This window comes from Brachybacterium sp. FME24 (assembly GCF_014897705.1).
Lineage (GTDB): Bacteria > Actinomycetota > Actinomycetes > Actinomycetales > Dermabacteraceae > Brachybacterium.
The window spans coordinates 92,285-112,202 of sequence record NZ_JABUXV010000014.1 but is presented as its reverse complement, the minus strand read 5'-3'; the positions used below and the strand labels follow the sequence as shown (position 1 = coordinate 112,202).

18 protein-coding genes are annotated in these 19,918 nt (G+C 69.9%); 10 read left to right on the top strand and 8 right to left on the bottom strand.

All coding sequences use genetic code 11. The features are described from left to right. Positions 1 to 8 precede the first annotated feature (8 nt). Positions 9 to 473: a hypothetical protein gene (locus tag INT51_RS16130; RefSeq protein ID WP_193106357.1), complete on the top strand. Its 465-nt coding sequence runs from the start codon at positions 9 to 11 to the stop codon at positions 471 to 473. Between the two features lie 95 nt (positions 474 to 568). Next, positions 569 to 1,567, top strand: a complete 999-nt coding sequence (locus INT51_RS16125; protein ID WP_193106356.1) for an HD domain-containing protein — start codon at positions 569 to 571, stop codon at positions 1,565 to 1,567. An 8-nt stretch (positions 1,568 to 1,575) separates the two neighbouring features. Here INT51_RS16125 and INT51_RS22745 read toward each other — a convergent pair whose 3' ends face one another. Further along, entirely contained in the window at positions 1,576 to 2,283 is a 708-nt protein-coding gene (locus INT51_RS22745; RefSeq protein WP_193106355.1) for a DUF402 domain-containing protein, read from the bottom strand. A gap of 125 nt (positions 2,284 to 2,408) precedes the next feature. On the opposite strand from INT51_RS22745, the gene INT51_RS16115 reads away from it, so the two are divergent. The 3 genes from INT51_RS16115 to INT51_RS16105 all read left to right on the top strand — a co-directional run bounded on the left by INT51_RS16115 (position 2,409) and on the right by INT51_RS16105 (position 4,657). After that, positions 2,409 to 3,179 carry a phosphotransferase gene (locus INT51_RS16115; protein ID WP_193106354.1) on the top strand — a complete coding sequence of 257 codons (771 nt, stop codon included), beginning with the start codon at positions 2,409 to 2,411 and terminating at the stop codon, positions 3,177 to 3,179. 102 nt (positions 3,180 to 3,281) lie between these two features. After that, a complete protein-coding gene (locus INT51_RS16110) occupies positions 3,282 to 4,277 on the top strand; it encodes a YhcG family protein (protein ID WP_193106353.1) in 996 nt (331 codons plus the stop codon). Further along, positions 4,274 to 4,657, top strand: coding sequence for a TraR/DksA C4-type zinc finger protein (locus INT51_RS16105; protein WP_193106352.1), 384 nt, complete (start codon positions 4,274 to 4,276; stop codon positions 4,655 to 4,657). Before INT51_RS16110 ends, INT51_RS16105 begins: the two co-directional genes overlap by 4 nt. Positions 4,658 to 4,710: 53 nt before the next feature. Here the strand turns inward: INT51_RS16105 and INT51_RS16100 are convergent, their stop codons facing one another. Further along, entirely contained in the window at positions 4,711 to 5,280 is a 570-nt protein-coding gene (locus tag INT51_RS16100) for a hypothetical protein (RefSeq protein ID WP_226985794.1), read from the bottom strand. Positions 5,281 to 5,482: 202 nt separating this feature from the next. On the opposite strand from INT51_RS16100, the gene INT51_RS16095 reads away from it, so the two are divergent. The 4 genes from INT51_RS16095 (at position 5,483) to INT51_RS16080 (ending at position 9,642) form a co-directional block, all read left to right on the top strand. Further along, positions 5,483 to 5,983 (top strand): GNAT family N-acetyltransferase, encoded by a 501-nt coding sequence (locus INT51_RS16095; RefSeq protein WP_193106350.1) that lies wholly within the window; start codon positions 5,483 to 5,485, stop codon positions 5,981 to 5,983. 97 nt (positions 5,984 to 6,080) lie between these two features. After that, positions 6,081 to 7,421: a carboxylesterase family protein gene (locus INT51_RS16090; protein WP_193106349.1), complete on the top strand. Its 1,341-nt coding sequence runs from the start codon at positions 6,081 to 6,083 to the stop codon at positions 7,419 to 7,421. A 120-nt stretch (positions 7,422 to 7,541) separates the two neighbouring features. Next, complete coding sequence (locus tag INT51_RS16085) at positions 7,542 to 9,140, top strand: LarC family nickel insertion protein (protein ID WP_193106348.1); 1,599 nt, start codon at positions 7,542 to 7,544, stop codon at positions 9,138 to 9,140. A 43-nt stretch (positions 9,141 to 9,183) separates the two neighbouring features. Next, complete coding sequence (locus tag INT51_RS16080) at positions 9,184 to 9,642, top strand: hypothetical protein (protein WP_193106347.1); 459 nt, start codon at positions 9,184 to 9,186, stop codon at positions 9,640 to 9,642. Positions 9,643 to 9,702: 60 nt separating this feature from the next. On the opposite strand, the gene ppsA is transcribed toward INT51_RS16080, so the two are convergent. From ppsA to INT51_RS16050, 6 genes are all read right to left on the bottom strand, one after another. Continuing rightward, a complete protein-coding gene (gene ppsA / locus INT51_RS16075; RefSeq protein WP_193106346.1) occupies positions 9,703 to 12,093 on the bottom strand; it encodes a phosphoenolpyruvate synthase in 2,391 nt (796 codons plus the stop codon). A gap of 27 nt (positions 12,094 to 12,120) precedes the next feature. Further along, the gene (locus INT51_RS16070; protein WP_304502220.1) at positions 12,121 to 12,996 is read right to left on the bottom strand and encodes a pyruvate, water dikinase regulatory protein; all 876 of its coding nucleotides are present in this window, start codon (positions 12,994 to 12,996) and stop codon (positions 12,121 to 12,123) included. Between the two features lie 174 nt (positions 12,997 to 13,170). Further along, complete coding sequence (locus INT51_RS16065; protein WP_193106345.1) at positions 13,171 to 13,905, bottom strand: class I SAM-dependent methyltransferase; 735 nt, start codon at positions 13,903 to 13,905, stop codon at positions 13,171 to 13,173. 295 nt (positions 13,906 to 14,200) lie between these two features. Then, positions 14,201 to 15,241: a hemolysin family protein gene (locus INT51_RS16060; protein WP_193106344.1), complete on the bottom strand. Its 1,041-nt coding sequence runs from the start codon at positions 15,239 to 15,241 to the stop codon at positions 14,201 to 14,203. Beyond that, the gene (locus tag INT51_RS16055) at positions 15,238 to 16,743 is read right to left on the bottom strand and encodes a hemolysin family protein (RefSeq protein WP_226985793.1); all 1,506 of its coding nucleotides are present in this window, start codon (positions 16,741 to 16,743) and stop codon (positions 15,238 to 15,240) included. Before INT51_RS16055 ends, INT51_RS16060 begins: the two co-directional genes overlap by 4 nt. Positions 16,744 to 17,069: 326 nt before the next feature. After that, entirely contained in the window at positions 17,070 to 17,756 is a 687-nt protein-coding gene (locus INT51_RS16050) for an alpha/beta hydrolase (RefSeq protein WP_193106343.1), read from the bottom strand. A gap of 396 nt (positions 17,757 to 18,152) precedes the next feature. Between INT51_RS16050 and INT51_RS16045 the strand changes: the two genes are divergently transcribed. Continuing rightward, positions 18,153 to 19,859 carry a DUF4091 domain-containing protein gene (locus tag INT51_RS16045; protein ID WP_193106342.1) on the top strand — a complete coding sequence of 569 codons (1,707 nt, stop codon included), beginning with the start codon at positions 18,153 to 18,155 and terminating at the stop codon, positions 19,857 to 19,859. Positions 19,860 to 19,918: the final 59 nt, after the last annotated feature.

Genomic DNA, 19,918 nt, shown 5'->3' with positions numbered 1-19,918 from the left:
GGATAGTCATGGGGACGATGGGGAAGCGGATCAGGGGCGCCGTGATCGTGGCGGGATCCAGCGCGCTGCTCGCCGGATGCGGCGGGGGCTCCTACGAGGACTCCCGCGAGCTCTACGAGGAGCTGCGGGCCGATTTCCACTGCGAGGCCGTGGACTCCGACGCTTTCCAGTCCTTCTTGGAGGGCGAGCTGGCAAACGGGTTCCCGGCCTTCGACGTCGTCGAGGGGGAATGCATGGTGGGGGATGACGACAGCATCTCCGTGTCAGCGGTCATCCCGCACGACGTGAAAGGGGACGAATTCCTCTCCACTCTCACCGAGGTCGACGACACCGAGGGCTATGCGCTCCAATCCGGCAAGTGGGTCGTCCTGGTGGACGAGCAGGAGCCCGAGGTCAAAGAATGGTTGAACTCCGTCAAGGACGAACTGGGTGGCGAAGTGGTCGCCTTCACCGGCGGCGGCGACGAGTACTGACCCTTCGCATCGTGTGCGGTGCGGACCAGATCGGCCACCGTCCCCGCCGGATGCTCCGCCTCGCGCTACCGTAAGGGAGCTCCACAGGAGGTGCCATGGGATCGGACGCAGCGGACACGCTCGGGATCGGCGGGATCTGGCGGGACCCGCTGTGGAGGGTCGAGGTCGAGCTGAGCCCGCTCGAGCAGGCGCTCCTGGACTCCTGGCCGGTGCGCCGCCTCGGCTTCATCGCACACGCCGGGGCTGCCGCCCTGACCACGACGCAGACCTACTCGCGCCTGGAGCACTCCCTCGGGGTTCTCGCGCTCGTCGTCCACTTCGCCCCGCACGATGCCCTCGCTCGGGCTACCGCACTGCTCCACGACGTGGGGCACCTGCCCTTCAGCCACACCCTGGAGGGCATCGACGGCCTGGACCATCACGACCTCGGGCACGCCCGCATCCGGTCGATGTCGACCCTGCTGGCGCACTACGGCATGGACGCGGAAGAGGTCATCGCCGTGGACGACGGCGCCACCGCGTCACCGCTGAACAGTCGCCCCGGCGGGTTGAAGCTGGATCATCTCGACTCGTTCCTGCGCAGCGGCCAGGCGCACGGGCGCACCCGATACCTGCCCTCGACGCTGCTGGAGCGGCTGCGCCTGGTCGGCGGCACGGTGGACACCGATGAGCGGACCGGCCTCGAGCTGGTGCGGCTCGCGGTGAGCGAGGCCCGTGCGCAGCGCTCCCCCGCGAACGTCACCCCCGTGGCCGTTCTGCGCCACCTCGTCACCACGGCGCTGTCGGGGAACCATCCCGCACTGACCGTGGACGAGCTCGCGGTGATGACCGATGACGAGCTGCTGGGCGCGCTGCGAGCGGCCCCCTCGACGGCCGAGGAGGCCGAGGCGTTCCGCGCCCACCCCCTCAGCTGGCAGCTGCTCGCCGAGCAGGATCCTGCGGACGCCGAGGATCCGGGCGACGCCCCGGTCGAGCACCGCATCACGCGCAGTTACCTGGATCTGCCGACGGTCGACGGCGAGCTCCTGGACAGCCCGGACGCCGCTCGTCTCCACGGCGAGCTTCCCCTGATCTTCCTGCTGCGCCGACGGTGACATAGCGGTCAGCGACAGCGGCTCTCGAGATCGCGCCAAACCTCGGGCAGCGACGTCGGACCCTCGTTCTCCGAGGGCAGCCACTGCTCCCACTCGGCGTCGAAGGGCCAGCGCGCGGCCGAGAACGCCGCGTGCAGGTGCCGCCCCTGCTCCCGAATGCGCTCGGCCTCGCCGGGGGTCGTCGCTCCGATCTGCACGAGATGGTCGAGTTCGTCATCGTCCTTGAACTCGACGTACCAGGAGTCCGTGCCAGGCATGCCGGCGCCGACGACGTCGAGCACCCAGTCCTGGGTGTCGAACCCGATCGAGGACCGCTGCCAGGGGCATTCGAGGTTCCCGTACCAGTCACCGATCCAGGTCTGGCCGTCATGCCAGCGCCAGATCGACCAGTTCTCGCCGCGCGGATGGACCCGGATCACGGTGGCACCGTGCCACACGGTCATCTCGTGGGTTCCGTCCCAATCCAGCGGCGCGACCAATCGGTCGCGGGGGCCTTCCGCACGGCCGGCACGCCGCGCCAGCCCTGACCCCACGCGCGTGGCGACCACCGAGAAGTCCTCGGTGTCTGCGACGACGGTCCCGGCGACGGCGAAGCTGGGGGCCGGAGGGTCGGCGGGGCGGTTCCTGATGCTGCGGAGCGCAATGGGCGTACCGGGTGCGAACGGAGGGACGGGCGGGTGCGGTGCATCAACGGGAACGTGCGCGGAGAAGGTCACGCCCGGACCCTATCGACGACTCCGCAGCGGGCGCAGGGCGGTATCGGCCGCAGAGTATTGGCTCGCCGTTCCGTCCGGTCCGGGGCACACTCGGCCACGACACCCGACGCAGAGGCGAGGACTCGATGACCGACCGCGATACAGGCACCGCACGACCTGGCGTCGGCTCGGGCCGCCGTACCGCGTCGAACACCGCGCGCGGCCTCGTCCGCCCGGCTGCCGTCGACCTGGTCTGGACGAACCCGCTCGGGGGAGAAACGTTCCTCACGCATTCCAGCGATGGCTCCACTCGATATCTGAAGATCGCCCCGATGTCGCTTCCGACCAGTCATCACCCGGTGCGGGAGGCCGAGCGCGTCCGGTGGATCGGGAACGCCCTCCCCGTCCCCCACGTGATCGATGCCGGCTACGACGTGCAGGTCAGCTGGATGTTGAGCGACGCCCTGCCTGGCCGGCCGGCCAGCGAGTTCACCGGGCATCGGGATCCCCGGCTGCTCGCCGTGGCACTCGGCCGTGCCGTGCGCAGCTTCCACGATGCGCTGGATCCCGGCACCTGCCCGTGGTCCTGGGACATCGAGACCCGCCGGGCGATCGGCCGTGGGTCCGACGAGGCTGCAGCAATGCTCCCCGGCGCCCCACCGGAAGTGGACCTGGTGGTCGCGCACGGCGACATCTGTGCCCCGAACATCCTGCTGGATGACGACCTCGGCCTCGCCGGGTTCACCGATCTGGGCAAGGTCGGTGTTGCCGCGCGCGCCGCCGACCTGGGCTGCCATCGCTGGTCGCTCGAGTTCAACGGTATGGCGGACCAGGTCCCGGCGTTCCTCGAGGCCTACGGGTTCGACGGGGATCCCGACGAGGTCCGGTGGTACCGGGACTACTACGTCGTGGTGTGAGCTCACAGGCAGTCTGTCGTCGGTGTCCTGAACAGAGATGTCATCCGTGCGAACGAGAGCATCGGCTCTCGGGTGTCAGACCCCTCCGATACGGTCCCGACCATGACCGCGCTGGTGCCCGATGACCCCGATGACTACGCCTCGACGCTGAACGAGCTGAAGCAGCATGTCCACGACGCTCGCTTCCAGGCTCAGCGTGCCGCGAACACCGAACTGCTGAAGTTGTACCGGCGCATCGGCCCAGCGATTCTGAACCGACAGGCGCAACAGGCCTGGGGGTCGAAGGTGCTGGAGCGACTGGCTGCTGACCTGCGCGCCGAGTTCCCGACGATGAAGGGCTTCTCGCGAAGGAACCTTCTCTACATGCGCTCGTTCGCCGGGGCCTGGACGTCGGAGGACGAGATTGTGCAACGCAGCGTTGCACTATTGCCATGGGGCCACGTCATCGAACTCCTGAGCAAGCTCGATGACCCTGAACTGCGCGACTGGTACGCCGCCAAGGACACCCAGCACGGCTGGACACGGTCCGTGCTCGCCCACCAGATCACGACTCGCCTGCACGAACGCGAGACTGCAGCACCGTCGAATCTTCCCGCCGCGCTCGACGGCAGGGACTCCGAGCTCGCCCAGCAGCTCACGAAGGACCCCTACACCCTGGAGTTCCTCGCCCTCGACAGCGGCACCACCGAGCGGGAGCTCGGCCCGGGGTTCGCCTTCGTCGGCCGACAGGTGCACTTCGACGTCGGCGGCGACGACTTCTATGTCGATCTGCTGTTCTTCCACGTCGAGCAGTTGCGCTATGTGGTGATCGAGCTGAAGACGGAGTCCTTCGACCCGCGCCATACCGGTCAGCTCGGGTTCTACGTGGCTCTGGTCGATGGTCAGTTGCGGGATGCGAAGAAGCATCTGCCGACGGTCGGGATCCTGCTCGTCTCCGACAAGAACGACACGGTCGTCCGCTACGCACTGGCCGGCACCGGTCAGCCGGTCGCCGTCAGCCGATACGAACTCTCGATCGACACGCAGGAAGCGCTGCCCGACGAGAAGACCCTGGTATCAGCGTTCCGCTCAGAACTCGACTCCTCGGAACGACCATGACTGCTCCAGAGCTCCCCACCGGCGACCTCCCCGAACTCCGCGCCTCCCTCGCGGCGGACGCCGTACGCACGAACGAGCGGATCTCCGCTCTGGACAGGGACTACGAGTCCATCGTCGCGGGGATGCAGCTGAGCTCCACCGACGACGAGCACGACCCCGAAGGCTCGACCACCGCCGTCGACCGCTCACGGACCAGCGCCCTCCAGGACTCCGCCCGCCGCCACCTGGCGGAGGTGCACAGCGCGGAGGAACGGATCGCCAGCGGCATCTACGGCCGCTGTGAGAGCTGCGGTGAGCCGATACCCCGCGCGCGACTCCTCGCCCGACCGACGGCGCGCACCTGCGTCGCCTGCGCGGACGGGACGGCGCTCGCACGATGACGATCGTCGTCCTGGTGCGATCCGGTGATGCGCACACCCGCCACCGCTGCCACTCACGGCAAGGGGAGCGTGAGCGCCGGCGCCACCCGGGCCGACGAGATCCCCCGGTTCGGCTTGCCGAGGCGGAAGCGCACCTTCGACTTCAGGATGGTCCCGGATTCCGCGGCGCCGTCGCACAGTTCCTCGCCCGGGAGCAGGGTGAAGGTCCACGTCGGGTTGTCGTCTCCGTCGGGACGGAACCGGGTGCCCGCCTGCAGCACCCGGGCCCCCCAGAGCTGCCTGGTCATAGCGTCCCGGACGTCCTGACCTGCGACGGTGAAGTCCTGAGCGGGCGCGGAGACGATGTCGTCATAGCTGCCGGCGGAGATCCCGTGGATCCCCACGACCGCGACGAAGAACCTTCCGTCGGCGGCGGAGCCCACGAGGTCCTTCCCTTCACCCAGGCGGTCATCCGCGAAGTCGTCCCCGAGCGACGGATGCTGCAGGGAGCGGATCGACGCATCCAGCGGGCGCCTCGTGTCCAGGCCCCCCAGCGGTGGCACATAGAGCACACCCACCTCCGCCACGTCGCCGAACCTCTGCCCCGAGATCCACGTGGTCAGGGCCTCCGCGAGGTCGCTCACGGCAGTCCACCAAGCCGCTCCCTGGCGACGCAGAAGCTCCCCCGGATCAGGCACGTGGGACGCCAGTGCGGGGATCTGCGTCCACCCGCTCTGATCCATTCTCTGCAGCTCGGCATCCCGCTGTAACGGCGTCACGGGCACGAGTCTGTCACTGGCGGACCGCTCCGTCATCCCTCGAGATCGGCAGGGATAGGGTGAAGCGGTGGTGACGACAGCCCGACTGCACCCCGACATCCGGGGCTACAGGAGTCCTGACGACCAGGACAAGACCTTCGAGATCTTTCAGGCCGCGATCCGTCAGACCGCCTCCCAGGTCTACACCCCCGGCCAGGTGGACGCATGGGCCGGCATCGGCCCCCGCCCCGCCGACATGAGCGATTGGGACAGCCGACGGCGACGAGCGTTCACCCTCGTCGCCGAGGTCGACGACACCGTCGTGGGCTTCGCGGACCTGCTGCCGGACGGCCTCGTCGACATGCTGTTCGTCGACCCTCGCGCCGGCGGCCGCGGCGTCGCCCGGGCTCTGCTGACCTCGATCAAGGGTGAAGCTCGTGCCCGTGGCATCCCCGAGCTGCGCACCCTCGCCAGCAGGAGCGCCCAACCCGCCTTCGAGCGCCTCGGCTTCACGATCACTGCCGAACGGCCGGACAACACCGTGCGCGGAGTCGTGGTCCCCAACGCGGAGATGCGCTGCGTCCTCTGACTCGCGGACTCCTCGCTGCGATTGTCAACATCTCCGTCCCGGCGTGGGACCTCGGCGAGCGCCGTGGCCGCCGGTGAACGGGAGGACAATGGTTCTGATGAGCCCGGGCACCCTCTTCTCCCCGCCCTGCGGCCCCGTGCGCGGCTGGGTCGATGCCGGGGTGATCCGGGCAACCGGGATCCCTTATGCCACCGCGGAACGCTTCGCCCCACCCCGGCCCGCTGCGCCCTGGACGGCGCAGTTCGCCGCCACCTCGTGGGCGCCGGCCTGCCCGCAGGGGCCGGTCCCGTTCCTGGACGACGTGCTCGGCGGAAGCGCCTCGGAGCTGTCGTTCGACGAGAACTGCCAGCACCTGTCGATCACGATTCCCGGGGACCTCCTGCCTGAGGAGTCACTGCCGGTCATGGTCTGGATCCACGGCGGCTCCTATGTCTCGGGCGCCGGTGACCTGCCGATCATGGATCCCGCCGCCCTCGTCGCCGAGCAGCGCGTCATCGTCGTCACCGTGACCTACCGACTCGGCCTGTTCGGCTACCTCGGCGGCACGACCGGCCGGCCGGCCAATCTCGGTCTGCTCGATCAGATCGAGGCCCTCCGCTGGGTCCAGCGCAACATCGCAGCCTTCGGCGGGGACCCTCGTGAGGTCACAGCCTTCGGACAGTCGGCCGGCGGTGATGCGGTGGCGCACCTCATGGCCACCGCCGACGCGTCGACGCTCTTCCGCCGGGCGATCATCCAGAGCGCGCCTCTGGGCCTCTCCCGGGGCCGCGCTCGGATGAACGCCACGATGGCCTCGGCGGCGGCCGGCCTCTCCGGGGACCTCTCCGCCGACGAGGTCGTCGCGCGCGAGCCCGCCATCCAGGCTCTCGCGAGAAGCTCCGGGCTCAAGGCCGGGATGCCGTTCGGGACGCAGTACGGGCATGCCCCGCTGCCGCCGGAGTCCGCGATCGAGGGGACCTGGTCCCGGGTGGCGCCCGAGATCGACATCCTGATCGGGCACACGTCCGAGGAGGCGCGACTCTTCATCCCCCGACAGCCCGCGCTGGCACGTCTGACCGGCCTGCCCGTCCTCGGACCCCTCCTTCGTCGCCTCCTGGTCTCGACGCTCACCGCTGCCGTCTACGGTCGCAGCAACCGGCGCTTCGCCCGACGCCACGCCCGGGCCGCGGGCCGCGCCGACAGCTACGTGATCTCCTGGGCCGCGCCCGGGAACCCCTTCGGCTCCGCCCATACGATCGACCTGCCGCTCCTCTTCGGCGAGAAGGAGACATGGCAGCGCGCCGCACTGGTTGCCGGCGCCGACTGGGCCACGCTCCACGCCGCGGCGCGACGCACCCGCGCCCTCTGGGCGGACTTCGCGCGGGGCGTGCCCCTGCCGACCTCCGGCAGCGTCCCGGGCGTCCTGCGACACCGCGCGATCGGCCGACGCCGACTGTAGCCGGCCCATTCCGAGGGGTCAGCGGTCATGCGCGGTCGCTGGATCGAGATCGCCCGCCATACGGGGAGACCGGCCGCCCGACGCCGCTGCACCTGACGCCGCCCGCCTACGATTGTGGCCATGGAGCCGAACCCGTCCCCCCGCCTGGCCTACCTCGACGCGAGTGCCGGGATCGCCGGTGACATGCTGCTGGGCGCCCTGGTCGACGCCGGCGCCGACCTCGACGCGGTGCAGCAGGTGCTCGATGCCCTGGTCCCGGGCTCCGTGCGCTTCGTGCGCAGCGCGGTGGATCGCGCCGGGCAGCGCTCCCTCAAGATCGATGTCGACGTGCTGGTCACGGATCCCCCGCATCGCACCTGGGCGTCGATCCGCGCGATGCTCGAGCGTTCCCGCGGGAACGCCGCGGTGCCTGAGCGCACGATCGACCTGGCGCTGACGGTGTTCGGGCACCTCGCCGACGCCGAGGGCGCGACCCACGGGGTCCCGGCCGACGAGGTCCACTTCCACGAGGTGGGCGCGCTGGACTCCCTGGCCGACGTGATCGGCGCCTGCGAGGCCTGGCGCCAGCTCGGCATCACCGAGGGCGCGGGAAGCGTGATCGCCGTGGGCAGTGGGCGCATCCGCGCAGCCCACGGCGACATCCCCGTGCCGGTCCCCGCCGTGGTGCGTCTCGCGATGGGATGGCCGACGGTCGCGGGCGAGCTGCTTCCGCCCCGCGGTCATCAGCAGGCGCACGGGCATGGCGAGCAGGACTCGCTCGATCACGGCCACTCGTCCGCTCCTGCGCACGCCGAGGGCCACTCGCATACCCCGGACCACTCCACCTCCATACCGGTCCCCGACTCCGACGTCGCTGTCCCGTCCGCCGTCCCGGAGCATGTCGCCGGCGGCCCCCACGAGCACGGAGGCCGCCGGGTGCCCGCGGGCGTCGCGCCCGGCATCGGGGAGCTCGCCACCCCCACCGGCGTCGCCCTGATGCGGGGCCTGGCCACCACCTCGGGCCCGCAGCCGATGCTGCTCACCGAAGCCGTCGGCGTCGGCGCCGGCACCAAGGACACCCCCGGCCGCCCGAACGTGGTGCGGGTACTCGTGGGCCGGCCGCTGCACACCGACTCGACCGGTGCAGATCACGACGGGCAGGCGCTCTCGGGCCTGGGCGACGCCGACGGCTCCGTCGGCGCGATGCCTGATGGGGCCTCCGCAGTTGCCGCCTCCGAACTCCCGACCGCGCAGGCCACCGGCAGGGTCGACGCCCATGACACCCCGACGTCGGCCGTGCAGCTGGAGGCGAACGTCGACGATCTCGACCCGCGGCTGTGGCCCGGCGTGATCGACGAACTGCTCGAGCAGGGCGCTCTGGACGCCTGGCTGACCCCGATCATCATGAAGCGCGGACGACCGGCCGTCACGATCCATGCCCTGGTCAGGGAGGGGAATGTGCAGGACGCGGCCGCGATGCTGATGGACCGCACCGGCACCCTGGGCGTGCGGAGGCATCGCGTCGAGCGCCTCATCCGCACCCGCGAGTTCACCCGGACCGAGGTGCGCGGGCAGGCGATCTCGGTGAAGATCGCCCGCGACACCGACGGTGCCGTGGTGCGTCGCGAACCGGAGTTCCGGGACGTCGCGGCGGCGGCCCGCGTGCTCGGCATCAGCGAGCGCGCCATGCTCGACCTGGCCAGGGAATCGGCAAGCGGCCTGACGGATCCGGATTCCTGACGGATACTGGGCAGGGACCACCAACACTCACCTGGAGGTTTCCATGCCTGCCCTGTCCGACGCCACCACCAAGGCCATCGACGAGGCCCGCAAGGCCGAGAACGGTCGCCACGCCGAGATCCTCATCAACGACGGCCCCCTGCGCCAGACGGTCATCGCCCTGACGAGGGGCGAACGCCTGGCCGAGCACAATTCGCCACCGGCCGCCTCGATCCAGGTGATCCGCGGCCGCGTGAAGATCACCGGCGAAGAGCCCGTCACCATCGAGACCGGCTTCGTCGAGGCACTGACCCATCACCGGCACGCGGTCGAAGCGCTCGACGATTCCGTGTTCCTGCTGACCACCGTGACCAGCGTGCCCGGATCCGAGAGCCACGGTGGCCCAGGCACCCGCACCGGTGAGCTGCTGCGGCTGCGCGAGGAGGAGCTCGGGGAGGCCGCGCAGGCCGCCGCGCTGCGGGAGACCGACCAGCAGACCGGCGGCGGCCGCATCGACGGCTGACCTCACGCAAGAACAGCAACCGACGAAGACCGGGCACAGGCACCGCCGCATCGGTTCGGGTCAGCCCACCTCGCCCCCGCCGCGCCCGGCGAGCCGCAGCCAGGTGTCCACGACCGTGTCCGGATTCAGGGAGATCGAGGAGATGCCCTGATCCATGAGCCATTGCGCGAAATCGGGGTGGTCGGAGGGTCCCTGCCCGCAGATTCCCACGTACTTCCCAGCCGCGCGGCAGGCCTCGATGGCCCGGGCCAGCATGAACGTGACGGCCGGGTCGCGTTCGTCGAACGCCTCTGCCACCAGGCCGGAGTCGCGATCCAGGCCGAGCGTCAGCTGAGTCATGTCGTTCGAGCCGATCGAGAACCCGTCGAAGTGCTCCAGGAACTGCTCGGGGATCGCGGCGTTCGAGGGGATCTCGCACATCATGATCACCTCCAGGCCGTTCACTCCGCGTTCGAGTCCGTGGGAGGCGAGCAGGTCGATGACGCCCTTGCCCTCAGCAGGGGTGCGCACGAAAGGGATCATGAGCTTCACGTTGGTCAGCCCCATGTCCTCGCGCACGTAGCGCAGCGCTTCGCATTCCAGGGCGAAGCAGTCCGCGAAGTCCGCTGAGAGGTACCTCGACGCGCCGCGGTACCCGATCATCGGGTTCTCCTCGTGCGGTTCGAACAGCGTGCCGCCCAGCAGGTTCGCGTACTCGTTGGACTTGAAGTCGCTCATCCGCACGATCACCGGTTCCGGCGCGAAGGCTGCGGCGATCGTCGCGACGCCTTCGGCGACCCGCTGGACGAAGTACTCCCGCGGCGAGGGGTACGCGGCGACCTGGGCCCTGACCTGCGCGGCGACCTCGGGCTCGTCCGCATCCAGGCGGTCCACCTCGAGCAGAGCGCGCGGATGGATCCCGATCTGGCGGTTGATGATGAATTCCAGGCGCGCCAGCCCCACGCCGGCGTTCGGCAGCCGGGAGAAGGCGAAGGCCTGCGTCGGGGTGCCCACATTCATCATGATCTTCGTGGACAGCGGCGGCATCGAGTCGACCTGCGAGGTCGCCACCGTGAAGTCCAGTGCGCCCTCGTAGACGAATCCGGTGTCCCCCTCGGCGGCGGAGACGGTGACCTCGTCCCCGTCGGCCAGATCGCGGGTCGCGGAGCCGGTGCCGACCACGGCCGGGATTCCCAGCTCGCGGGCGATGATCGCGGCGTGGCAGGTGCGGCCCCCGCGGTCGGTCACGATCGCACTCGCACGCTTCATGATCGGTTCCCAGTCGGGGTCGGTCATGTCCGCGACGAGGACCTCGCCGGTGGCGAAGTCGTGCATCCGGTCGATCGAGTCCATCACCCGCACGGGGCCGGCGCCGATCTTCGCACCGATCGCGCGACCCTCCACACGGACGGTGCCCCGGGAGGTCAGCTGGTACTTCTCGACGCTGCTGCCCACGCGGGACTGCACCGTCTCAGGGCGGGCCTGGAGGATGTACAGGCCCCCGTCGACCCCGTCGAGACCCCATTCGACGTCCATCGGGCGCCCGTAGTGCTCCTCGATCAGGAGGGCCTGGCGGGCAAGCTCGGTGACCTGCTCGTCGGTCAGTGACAGTCGTGCCCGCTCGGCGGGGTCGACCTCGATGAACTCGGTGGTGCGGCCGACGGTCTCGTCGTCGGTGTAGACCATCTTGGTGGCCTTCTCGCCCACGGCGCGCTTGAGGATCGCGGGGCGGCCCTCGCGCAGACCCGGCTTGTACACGTAGAACTCGTCGGGGTTGACCGCACCCTGCACCACGCCCTCGCCGAGCCCGTAGGCGGAGGTGATGAAGACTGCCTGGTCGAAGCCGGATTCGGTGTCGACGGTGAACAGCACTCCGCTGGCGCCGAGGTCGGAGCGGACCATCTTCTGCACCCCCGCGCTCAGGGCCACGTCGGCGTGGGCGAAGGAGTGGTGGACGCGATAGGCGATCGCCCGATCGTTGTAGAGCGAGGCGAACACCTCGCGGATCGCGATGAGCACCGCGTCGATGCCCCGCACGTTCAAGAAGGTCTCCTGCTGGCCGGCGAAGGACGCGTCGGGCAGGTCCTCCGCAGTGGCCGAGGAGCGCACCGCGAAAGACGCCTCCGCGCCGCTGCCTGCGGCGAGCTGCTCGTAGGCGGCTCGGATATCGGCCTCGAGGTGCTCGGGGAACGGCTGGGCGATCACCATCTCCCGGATCTCGCGCCCCGCCTCGGCGAGTGCTCTGGTGTCCTCCGTGTCGAGCTCCTGCAGCTGCGCGTCGATGCGCTCGGCGAGCCCGGTCGCGCCGAGGAACTCGCGATACGCATCGGCGGTGGTCGCGAACCCGTCCGGGACCTGCACGCCCAGGCGCGTCAGATTCGAGACCATCTCACCGAGGGAGGAATTCTTGCCTCCGACCTGTTCGAGATCGGCCATGCCGAGCTCGGAGAACCAACGGATGCTCTGCGTCATTGCTGCGCTCCTTCGGGGTGGTGATGCTCAGCGGGACTGTGCCCCACGGCGTTCGAGCGATTGGAGGATCAGGGTGGACATCTCCTCGACGGACCTGCTCGAGGAGTCGACGAAGGGGATCCCGTGCACGTCGTAGACCCGGCGCGCCCGGGACAGCTCCCAACGGGTCTGTTCGAGGGAGGCGTAGCGGGACTGCGGCATGCGCTCCCCCCGCACCGAGGAGAGCCGTTGCGGGGAGATGAGCAGGCCGAAGCAGCGCTCGGCCATTCCTGCGATCGAGGCCGGCAGCACCTCGCCCTCGAGGTCCTCGTCCACCAGTGGATAGTTCGCCACGAAGACGCCGTGCATCAGCGCGAGATACATGCTGGTGGGGGTCTTGCCGCAGCGGGAGGGAGCGATCAGCACCACGTCGGCCTTCTCCAGGGCTCGCACCGACTGGCCGTCGTCGTGCTCGATGGCGAACTCCACGGCCTGCATGCGCCGGTTGTAGCGGTGGGAGTCCCCCACGCCGTGCAGCCGGGCCGGCGCGTGGTCCCCGCTGACGCCGAGCTGGGCCTCGAGCTGGCCGAGGTGGCCGCTGACGAAGTCGACGACGGGAGCGCGGGTGGCCAGCAGCTCCTCGCGCACCGCCTCGTCGACCACGGTGAGGAACACGATCGGGGCGGTGGGCCCGGCCATCGCGGCGTCCAGGCGGGCGCGCACCCCCCGTGCCTCCTCGACGCTGCGCACGAAGGGGATCAGTGTGCGCTCGAAGGGCACCGAGGGGAACTGGATGAGGAGGGCATTGCCCATAGTCTCGGCGCTGATGCCGGTGGAGTCGGAGATGAAGAAGACCGGGACCGCGGTGGCCGTGCCCTCGGGTGCGGAGGGCAGGGGTGGCGGGATCGGAAGCGATGAACTCACGGGGCGCCCTTCCTCTGGGCCCGACGCGCGCGCCGGGGGCACGACGTCGTGCTCCGAGCCAACCTAACGCGGCAGCGCCATCGGGAGTCGGAGATGTCGCGTGATCGCTGTCTCACCGATGTCGTGTCGCCGTCTCGTGTCCGGCGGTACACCGAGGTTCCTGCCCGGCGGTGCTCAGGCGCGAGTGAGGACCCCCACCAGGAAGTCGTCAGCGGCGGGGTGCAGGTCCCAGCTGGAGAAGCGCTGCACGAGGCGCAGACCGCCGGCGGCGGCGTCGGCCTCGAAGTCGCTGAGCTCGTAGCCGCGGTCGAGCCCGAAGCCGACCACCAGGCGCCCCGCAGGAGCGAGATGCTCGGCCAGGTGACTCAGGGCCGGTCGACGCTCGTGCCCGGCGAGGAAGGTGAGCACGTTGCCGGCGCTGAGAGCGAGGTCGACCTGCAGGCGCTGCCCGTCCGGGTCGCGGACGTCCAGCTCGGCGAGATCACCGACCTCCCAGCTCGCGTCGGGATGGTCCTCCCGGGCCACAGCGATCAGGTCCGGGTCCAGGTCGACCCCGACCACCTGGTGGCCGGCGCGAGCGAGGTACCCGCCCAGGCGCCCGGTGCCGCAGCCGGCATCGAGGATCCGAGCGCCGCGCGGTGCCATCGCGTCGATCAGGCGCGCCTCGCCATAGATGTCCTTGCCGGACGCCTCGATCCGCCGCCAGCGCTCGGCGTACCCGCGGGCGTGATCGGGGTTCCGACGGACCGCCGCGGTCCAGAGGTTCTCCTGCGGGCCGGCAGGCGGGTTGCCGGGCGTCTCGCCGGCGGAGCCGACGGAGGGGCCGACAGCGGTGTCGACAGAAGGTCCGACAGGGGAGCTTGGGCGCGAGGGCTGATGCGGCTGCGCGCCGCCGAGAGGAATGCTCATCTCCCCATCGTCCACCACGCACGTCCCGGACACGGCGACCCCAGGCGCCCGCCTGCCCACCCGAGCCAGACACAGTCGTCCCAGGCCCCCGAGCCAGACACGGTTGATCGACGAAAACTTCCCCGAAGAGGAAGATTTCGTCGATCAACTCGTGATGCGACGGGGATGCGATCGGCTACGCCCGCGATGTCGGTGGGCAGAGCTGCGGAACCGGGCCAGGTCCTGTGGCTGCGGCCGTGGCCGTCGCCGTGGCTGTGGCCGTGGCTGTGGCCGTAGCCGTAGCCGTGGCCGTGGCTCAGGCGGCTATGCGGGAGTCGTCGCGGATCTGGCCCACGAGTTCCTCGAGCATGTCCTCCAGGGTGACGATCCCGATGACCGAGCCGTCCGCATCGGTCGCGGCCCCGAGGTGCGCCCCGGAATCCTGCATCGAGGTGAGCGCCTGGCGCAGCGACTCCTCCGCGCCGATCTGCGGGAGCGAGCGAATGCGCTCGGCCGGGATCGGTTTGTCGCGGTACTCCTGCACGGAGTCCAGCAGGTCCTTGATGTGGACGTAGCCGGTCAGGCGTCCGTCGGCAGCCTGCACCGGGAACCGGGAGAAGCCCTCGACCGCGGCGACCTCGGCCTCCGCGGCGGTGACGCCCTCGGGCAGGCTGGAGATGCTCTCCAGCGGAATCACCAGGTTCGCCACGCTGCGGGCCTCGAAGCGGAGCGCACCCAGCAGGAGCGCCTCGTCGTTGTCCTCGAGCAGCCCGCCCTCGCGGGACTCGCTCACCATCGCCGCCACCTCGTTGCGAGTGAAGATACTGGTGACCTCATTCTTCGGGGTGACGCCGAGGGCACGCAGAACCAGGTTGCCGATGCCGTTGAGCAGCCACAGCACGGGGCGCAGCACTGTCACGATGCCCACCAGCGGGGGAGCCAGGATCAGTGCCATCCGCTCCGGGCCGGCGAGCGCGATGTTCTTGGGCACCATCTCACCGAACACGACGTGGAGGTAGGTGACCAGGCCCAGGGCGATCGCGAAGGAGATCGGGTGCACCAGCGCGTCCGGCACTCCCGTCACCTCGAACGGCACCTCGAGCAGGTGGGCGATGACCGGTTCGCTGATCGCACCGAGCGCCAGCGAACACACGGTGATGCCCATCTGCGCGCCCGCCATCATCAAGGAGACCTGCTCCATCGCGGAGATCGTGATTCGCGCGGCCCAGTTGCCGTCCAGGGCCTTGGGCTCGATCACGGCGCGTCGGGCGGAGATCAGGGCGAACTCCGCACCCACGAAGAAGGCATTCAACAGCAGCAGGAGAAGGGTCAGGGAGAGACCGAGTCCGGCGCTCATCGACCCACCTCGCTCTCGTCGCGCTCGGGAACCGAGCGGCGACCGGCCTTCTCGAGCTCACGGCGCTCGGAGCGTTCGCTCTCGCGGCGCTCCGACTGCTCGCGGCGCTCTGCCTTCTCCGCCTTCTCCCGCTCGCGGCGGGAGGGCTTGTCCTCGTCCTCGTCCTCGACGGGGACGGGCTCGACCTTCACATGGACCGTCTCGATGCGCATGCCGTCGACCTCGGTCACCTCGATGCGCAGCCGGGCGGGTTCCTCTCCTGGGACGGGATCGGTATCCACGACGATCTCGTCGCCGACCTCCGCCAGTCGTCCCAGCTCGAGGGTGACCAGGCCGGCGAGGGTGTCGTAGTCCTCGTGCTCGGGGACGGTGACGCCGAGGCGCTCGGTGGCCTCGTCGGGCCGCATCCGGGCGTCGAGGTCCCAGGAGCCGTCGGGTTCCGGGGTGTCGTCCATCTCCTCGTCGTGCTCGTCGCGGACCTCGCCGACGATCTCCTCGACCAGATCCTCGAGCGTGATCAGGCCGGCGTGGTCGCCGAACTCGTCGACCACGACAGCCATCTGCAGGCCGCCGCCCCGCAGGGTGTCCATGAGATCGTCCAGCGGAACCGTGTCCGGGACGAAGGTGGCACTGCCCATCACGGCGTCGACCCGGGTGGAGGGGCGTTCGTCGAAGGGGATCGCCAGACCGTGCCGGATGTGCGCGACCCCGGCGACCTCGTTCTCGTCGGTCAGGACCGGGAACCGGGAGTGGCCGGTGGTGCGGGCCAGCTCCAGCAGATCCTCGACGGTCCCGTCCACGTCCAGGGAGTCCATGCGTCCACGCGGAACCATCGCATCGTGGGCACGACGGTCACCGAAGGCCAGGGTGCGCTGAACCAGCGAGGCAGTCTCCTCCGCCAAGGCGCCTTCGTCGGCCGAGCGCTTGACCAGCGCGGAGAGCTCTTCGGCGCTGCGGGCGGAGCTCAGCTCCTCCTGCGGCTCGAAGCCCAGGGCGCGCACCACGGCGTTGGCGTTGCCGTTGAACAGGCGGATCGGCAGCCCGAAGATCTTCGTGAAGATCCGCTGGAAGCCGACGACCAGCTTCGCCGTGCGAAGTGGCTGGGCGATCGCCATGTTCTTGGGGACGAGTTCACCGAAGATCATGGTCATCCCGGTGGCGAGCACCAGGGCGGTGGCGACGGAGACCGAGCGGGCGCCGACCGGACCGAGCCCGGCGTCCACCAGCGGTGGGCCGAGCAGCGCGGCGATCGCGGGTTCCGCGAGGAAACCGATGCCGAGGTTGGTGACGGTGATGCCCAGCTGTGCGCCGGAGAGTTGCGTGGAGAGGGTCTTCATGCCCTCCAGCACGCCGCCGGCACGCTTGTCACCTGCGTCGACGGCGGCTTCGACGTCGTTGCGGTTAGCGGTGATGAGAGAGAACTCTGCGGCGACGAAACCGCCGCATGCGGCGACGAGCAGGAGCCCGACGCCGAGGGATATGAGGGGACCTATCAGGTCCATGGACGAATCCCCCTGTGGAATGAATGTCGTGTCAGGCCCGAAGGCCTGGGACTGTCACTCGGGGCGTCGCTGGCGGCGCTCATGGTCTCCTGGTGCTCCTTGTACTCCGCTCCGGCTCTCGGAGGGGAATGAACGAATGCTACAACCCGATCCCTGGGTGTGGGAGGGGTTGTGGATGCGAGGTCGGACGCACTCATCCGCCCGCCCGGCGTGCCCCTCCCCGCCGCGCAGCCAACTCAGCGTCGCACCCGGTCGAGACGGAAGCCCGCGGCATGGACGCACCCCGCCCCCTGCCCGAACCCTCCCGACGAGCTGTCGCCCTCGGATCAGTGCTTCGGTGCGTCCTCTGCCCTGCGCTGCAGGAACGCGGCGATCGCTCGCAGCTCGACCTCGTCCACAGCGTGCCCGAGATGCGGCCTGCGCTCCTCCTCCATCCGCGTGTGCTCACGCATGAACGCACGCACTGCGTCCTCCCGTTCGGGGCCGAAGTGCGGGTCGATGCCGCCGTGCCCCCACAGTGCGGGAGGCGAGACCTCCGCCAGTGCCGCATCGCCCGGCATCGGCGCCGGGAACGGGAATCCGGAAAGCTGCACGATCCACTCCAGGGCGTGCGGGTCGCGGCGCAGCAGCTGCAGCGCGAGGGCGCCGCCCTGGGAGAAGCCGATGGCGCCGACCACGCGGACCCCCTGGGCGACCTGGTCCGCGATCCAGGTCTCCACGGCGGCGGCCGAGGACTGCAGCGCCTCGGGGTTCTCCGGATTCACCGGCATCTCGAACCAGGCGTACCCCTGCACGTAGCGGTAGATGCCGCGCAGGGAGGCGTAGGTGAAGTGGGCCGGCAGGAACGGGACCAGCCCGGTGAGGTCCTCTTCGTGGCTGCCCAGGCCGTGCAGCAGGATCACCACGGGCCTTCCCCCCGGCGTGGAGCCAGGCGGGTCCGCCCGCACCACGGCGTCGTCGTCGATGCTCGGGGAGATCAGCTCGACCGGTGCGTACTGGGGTGCATTCGTCATGCCCCGAGCGTAGTAGCTGCGCCCGGGCAGGAAAGGACCCGCAGGCTGCGCATCTGCGCTGGTCGGATGGACGATGTCCGACCACCTGCGGGTCCCGGCAGCTCGGTGGAATTCGCTGCAGGTCCGTCGATCTGGTGGACCGCCCGGGGGCGGGTCAGGTCGATGGTCGCCTCAGCGGCGAGCCACCTCACTTGTCCGATACGAAATCATTCGTCGGATCACCTCCTTCCTGTGTCCGACCACCGTACGACCGGCCTGCGACGGCCGCAACGAATTATTCGCACGGCCGATCGGCAGGCTCCGAGCAACCACCCGTGACGCTGCTCCCCGTGCGTGCCAGGATGGACACTGGCCCCGGCTACAGACATCGACGTCGTCCCCACGAGGAGAGCTCCCGTGCAGTCAGTCCTGATCGATTCCCTCGAGAAGGTGCTCGGGGACTCGCCCCCGCGCCCTGCCGAGCTCATCGGAGGCGCGCACGCCTCCGGATTCCTGGGCGAGGTGCTGTCCATGCAGGTCGCCCTGCTCCTGATCAAGGGCGACGCCCCGGACACCGCCTCCCCGGACCGCTCCGCCCATGCACCGCGCGATCTCGAGGATGCCACCGCCGTGGTGCGGGTGCAGCTCGGCGGAGACCTGGCCGAGCGGGCCAGGGTCCACGCGGTGCGACGGGTGCCGGTCTCCTCCCCCGCCCCCGAGGATCCCGACGAGCACTACCTGGCGACCGAACCCGGCGAGTACCCCGATCTGCTCGAGCCGATCATCGGCCCCACGGTGCAGCTCAGCGCCGGGATCTGGGAGTCCCTGTGGATCGACGTGGTCCCCGTCGACGAAGCGGACGCCGGCGAGCACACTCTGACCATCTCGCTGACCAGCGCCGACGGCGAGCACGTCCTCGCCGAGCACAGCGCGCTGCTGCGAATCCACCCGCACCGCCTGCCTGAACTGGACCTCGTCAACACCCACTGGTTCCACGCCGACAGCCTCTCGACCTACTACGACGTCGCCGTGTTCTCCGAGCGGCACTGGGAACTGATCGAGGCCTTCCTCGCCTCGGCGCGAGAGATGGACGTGAACTCGGTGCTCACGCCGACGTGGACGCCGCCCCTGGACACCGCCGAGGGTCAAACGCGCCCCGTCGTGCAACTGGTGGGGATCCGCGACCTCGACGGGGAGTACAGCTTCGACTTCCATCGGCTTAATCGCTGGCTCGAGATCTGCCGCGATCTGGGAATCCGCTCCCTGGAGATCGCACACCTGTTCACCCAGTGGGGCGCCCGCTTCACCCCCGCGATCCAGGTGGAGACCATCGAAGGGCTCGAGGACCGCTTCGGGTGGCACGTCCCGGCGACCTCCCCCGCCTACCGCCGGCTGCTCTCGGCACTGATCCCGGCGCTGCGGGCCCATCTCGAGACCTGGTGGGACGGTCAGGTGCTGTGGCACATCTCCGACGAGCCCCACGCAGATCATCTCGAGGAGTACAAGGCCGCCAAGGCCCAGGTGGCGGACCTCCTCGAGGGCGCCCAGGTGGTCGATGCGCTGAGTTCCTTCGCCTTCGCCGAGCAGGGCGTGGTGGACACGCCGATCGTGGCCACGGACCACGTCGGACCCTTCCTCGAGGCCGGGCGCACCCCGTGGGTGTACTACTGCGTCTCCCAGAATCGGGATGTCGCCAATCGCTACATCGCCCAGCCCTCGGTGCGCAACCGGGTGCTGGGACGGCAGCTGTTCGCCTTCGACGCCCCCGGCTTCCTGCACTGGGGCTACAACTTCTGGTGGTCGCAGTTCTCCCTGGAGCCGATCGACCCGTTCCAGGACACCTGTGCGGGCGGGCCCTTCTTCGGCGGGGACGCCTTCGCCGTGTACCCCGGTCCCGACGGCACGCCCTGGCTGTCGATCAGGCACCGGGTGTTCGCGCAGGCCATGGCGGACCACCGGGCTCTGTCCTGGTTGGCGGAACTCACCGATCGACCCAGTGCGAAGGCGCTGATCGACGAGGGAGGCACGCTGACCTACTCCTCGTTCTCGTACGACGTGAGTGCGCACCTGCGCTCTCGGCAGGAGGCCGACGAGAAGATCCTCGCAGCTCTGCTCGCGAGCTGAGCGCACGCCCCCGGACCCGTCGACGACTGGGTCCGGGGCACCCTGCCACCGGGCGTGAC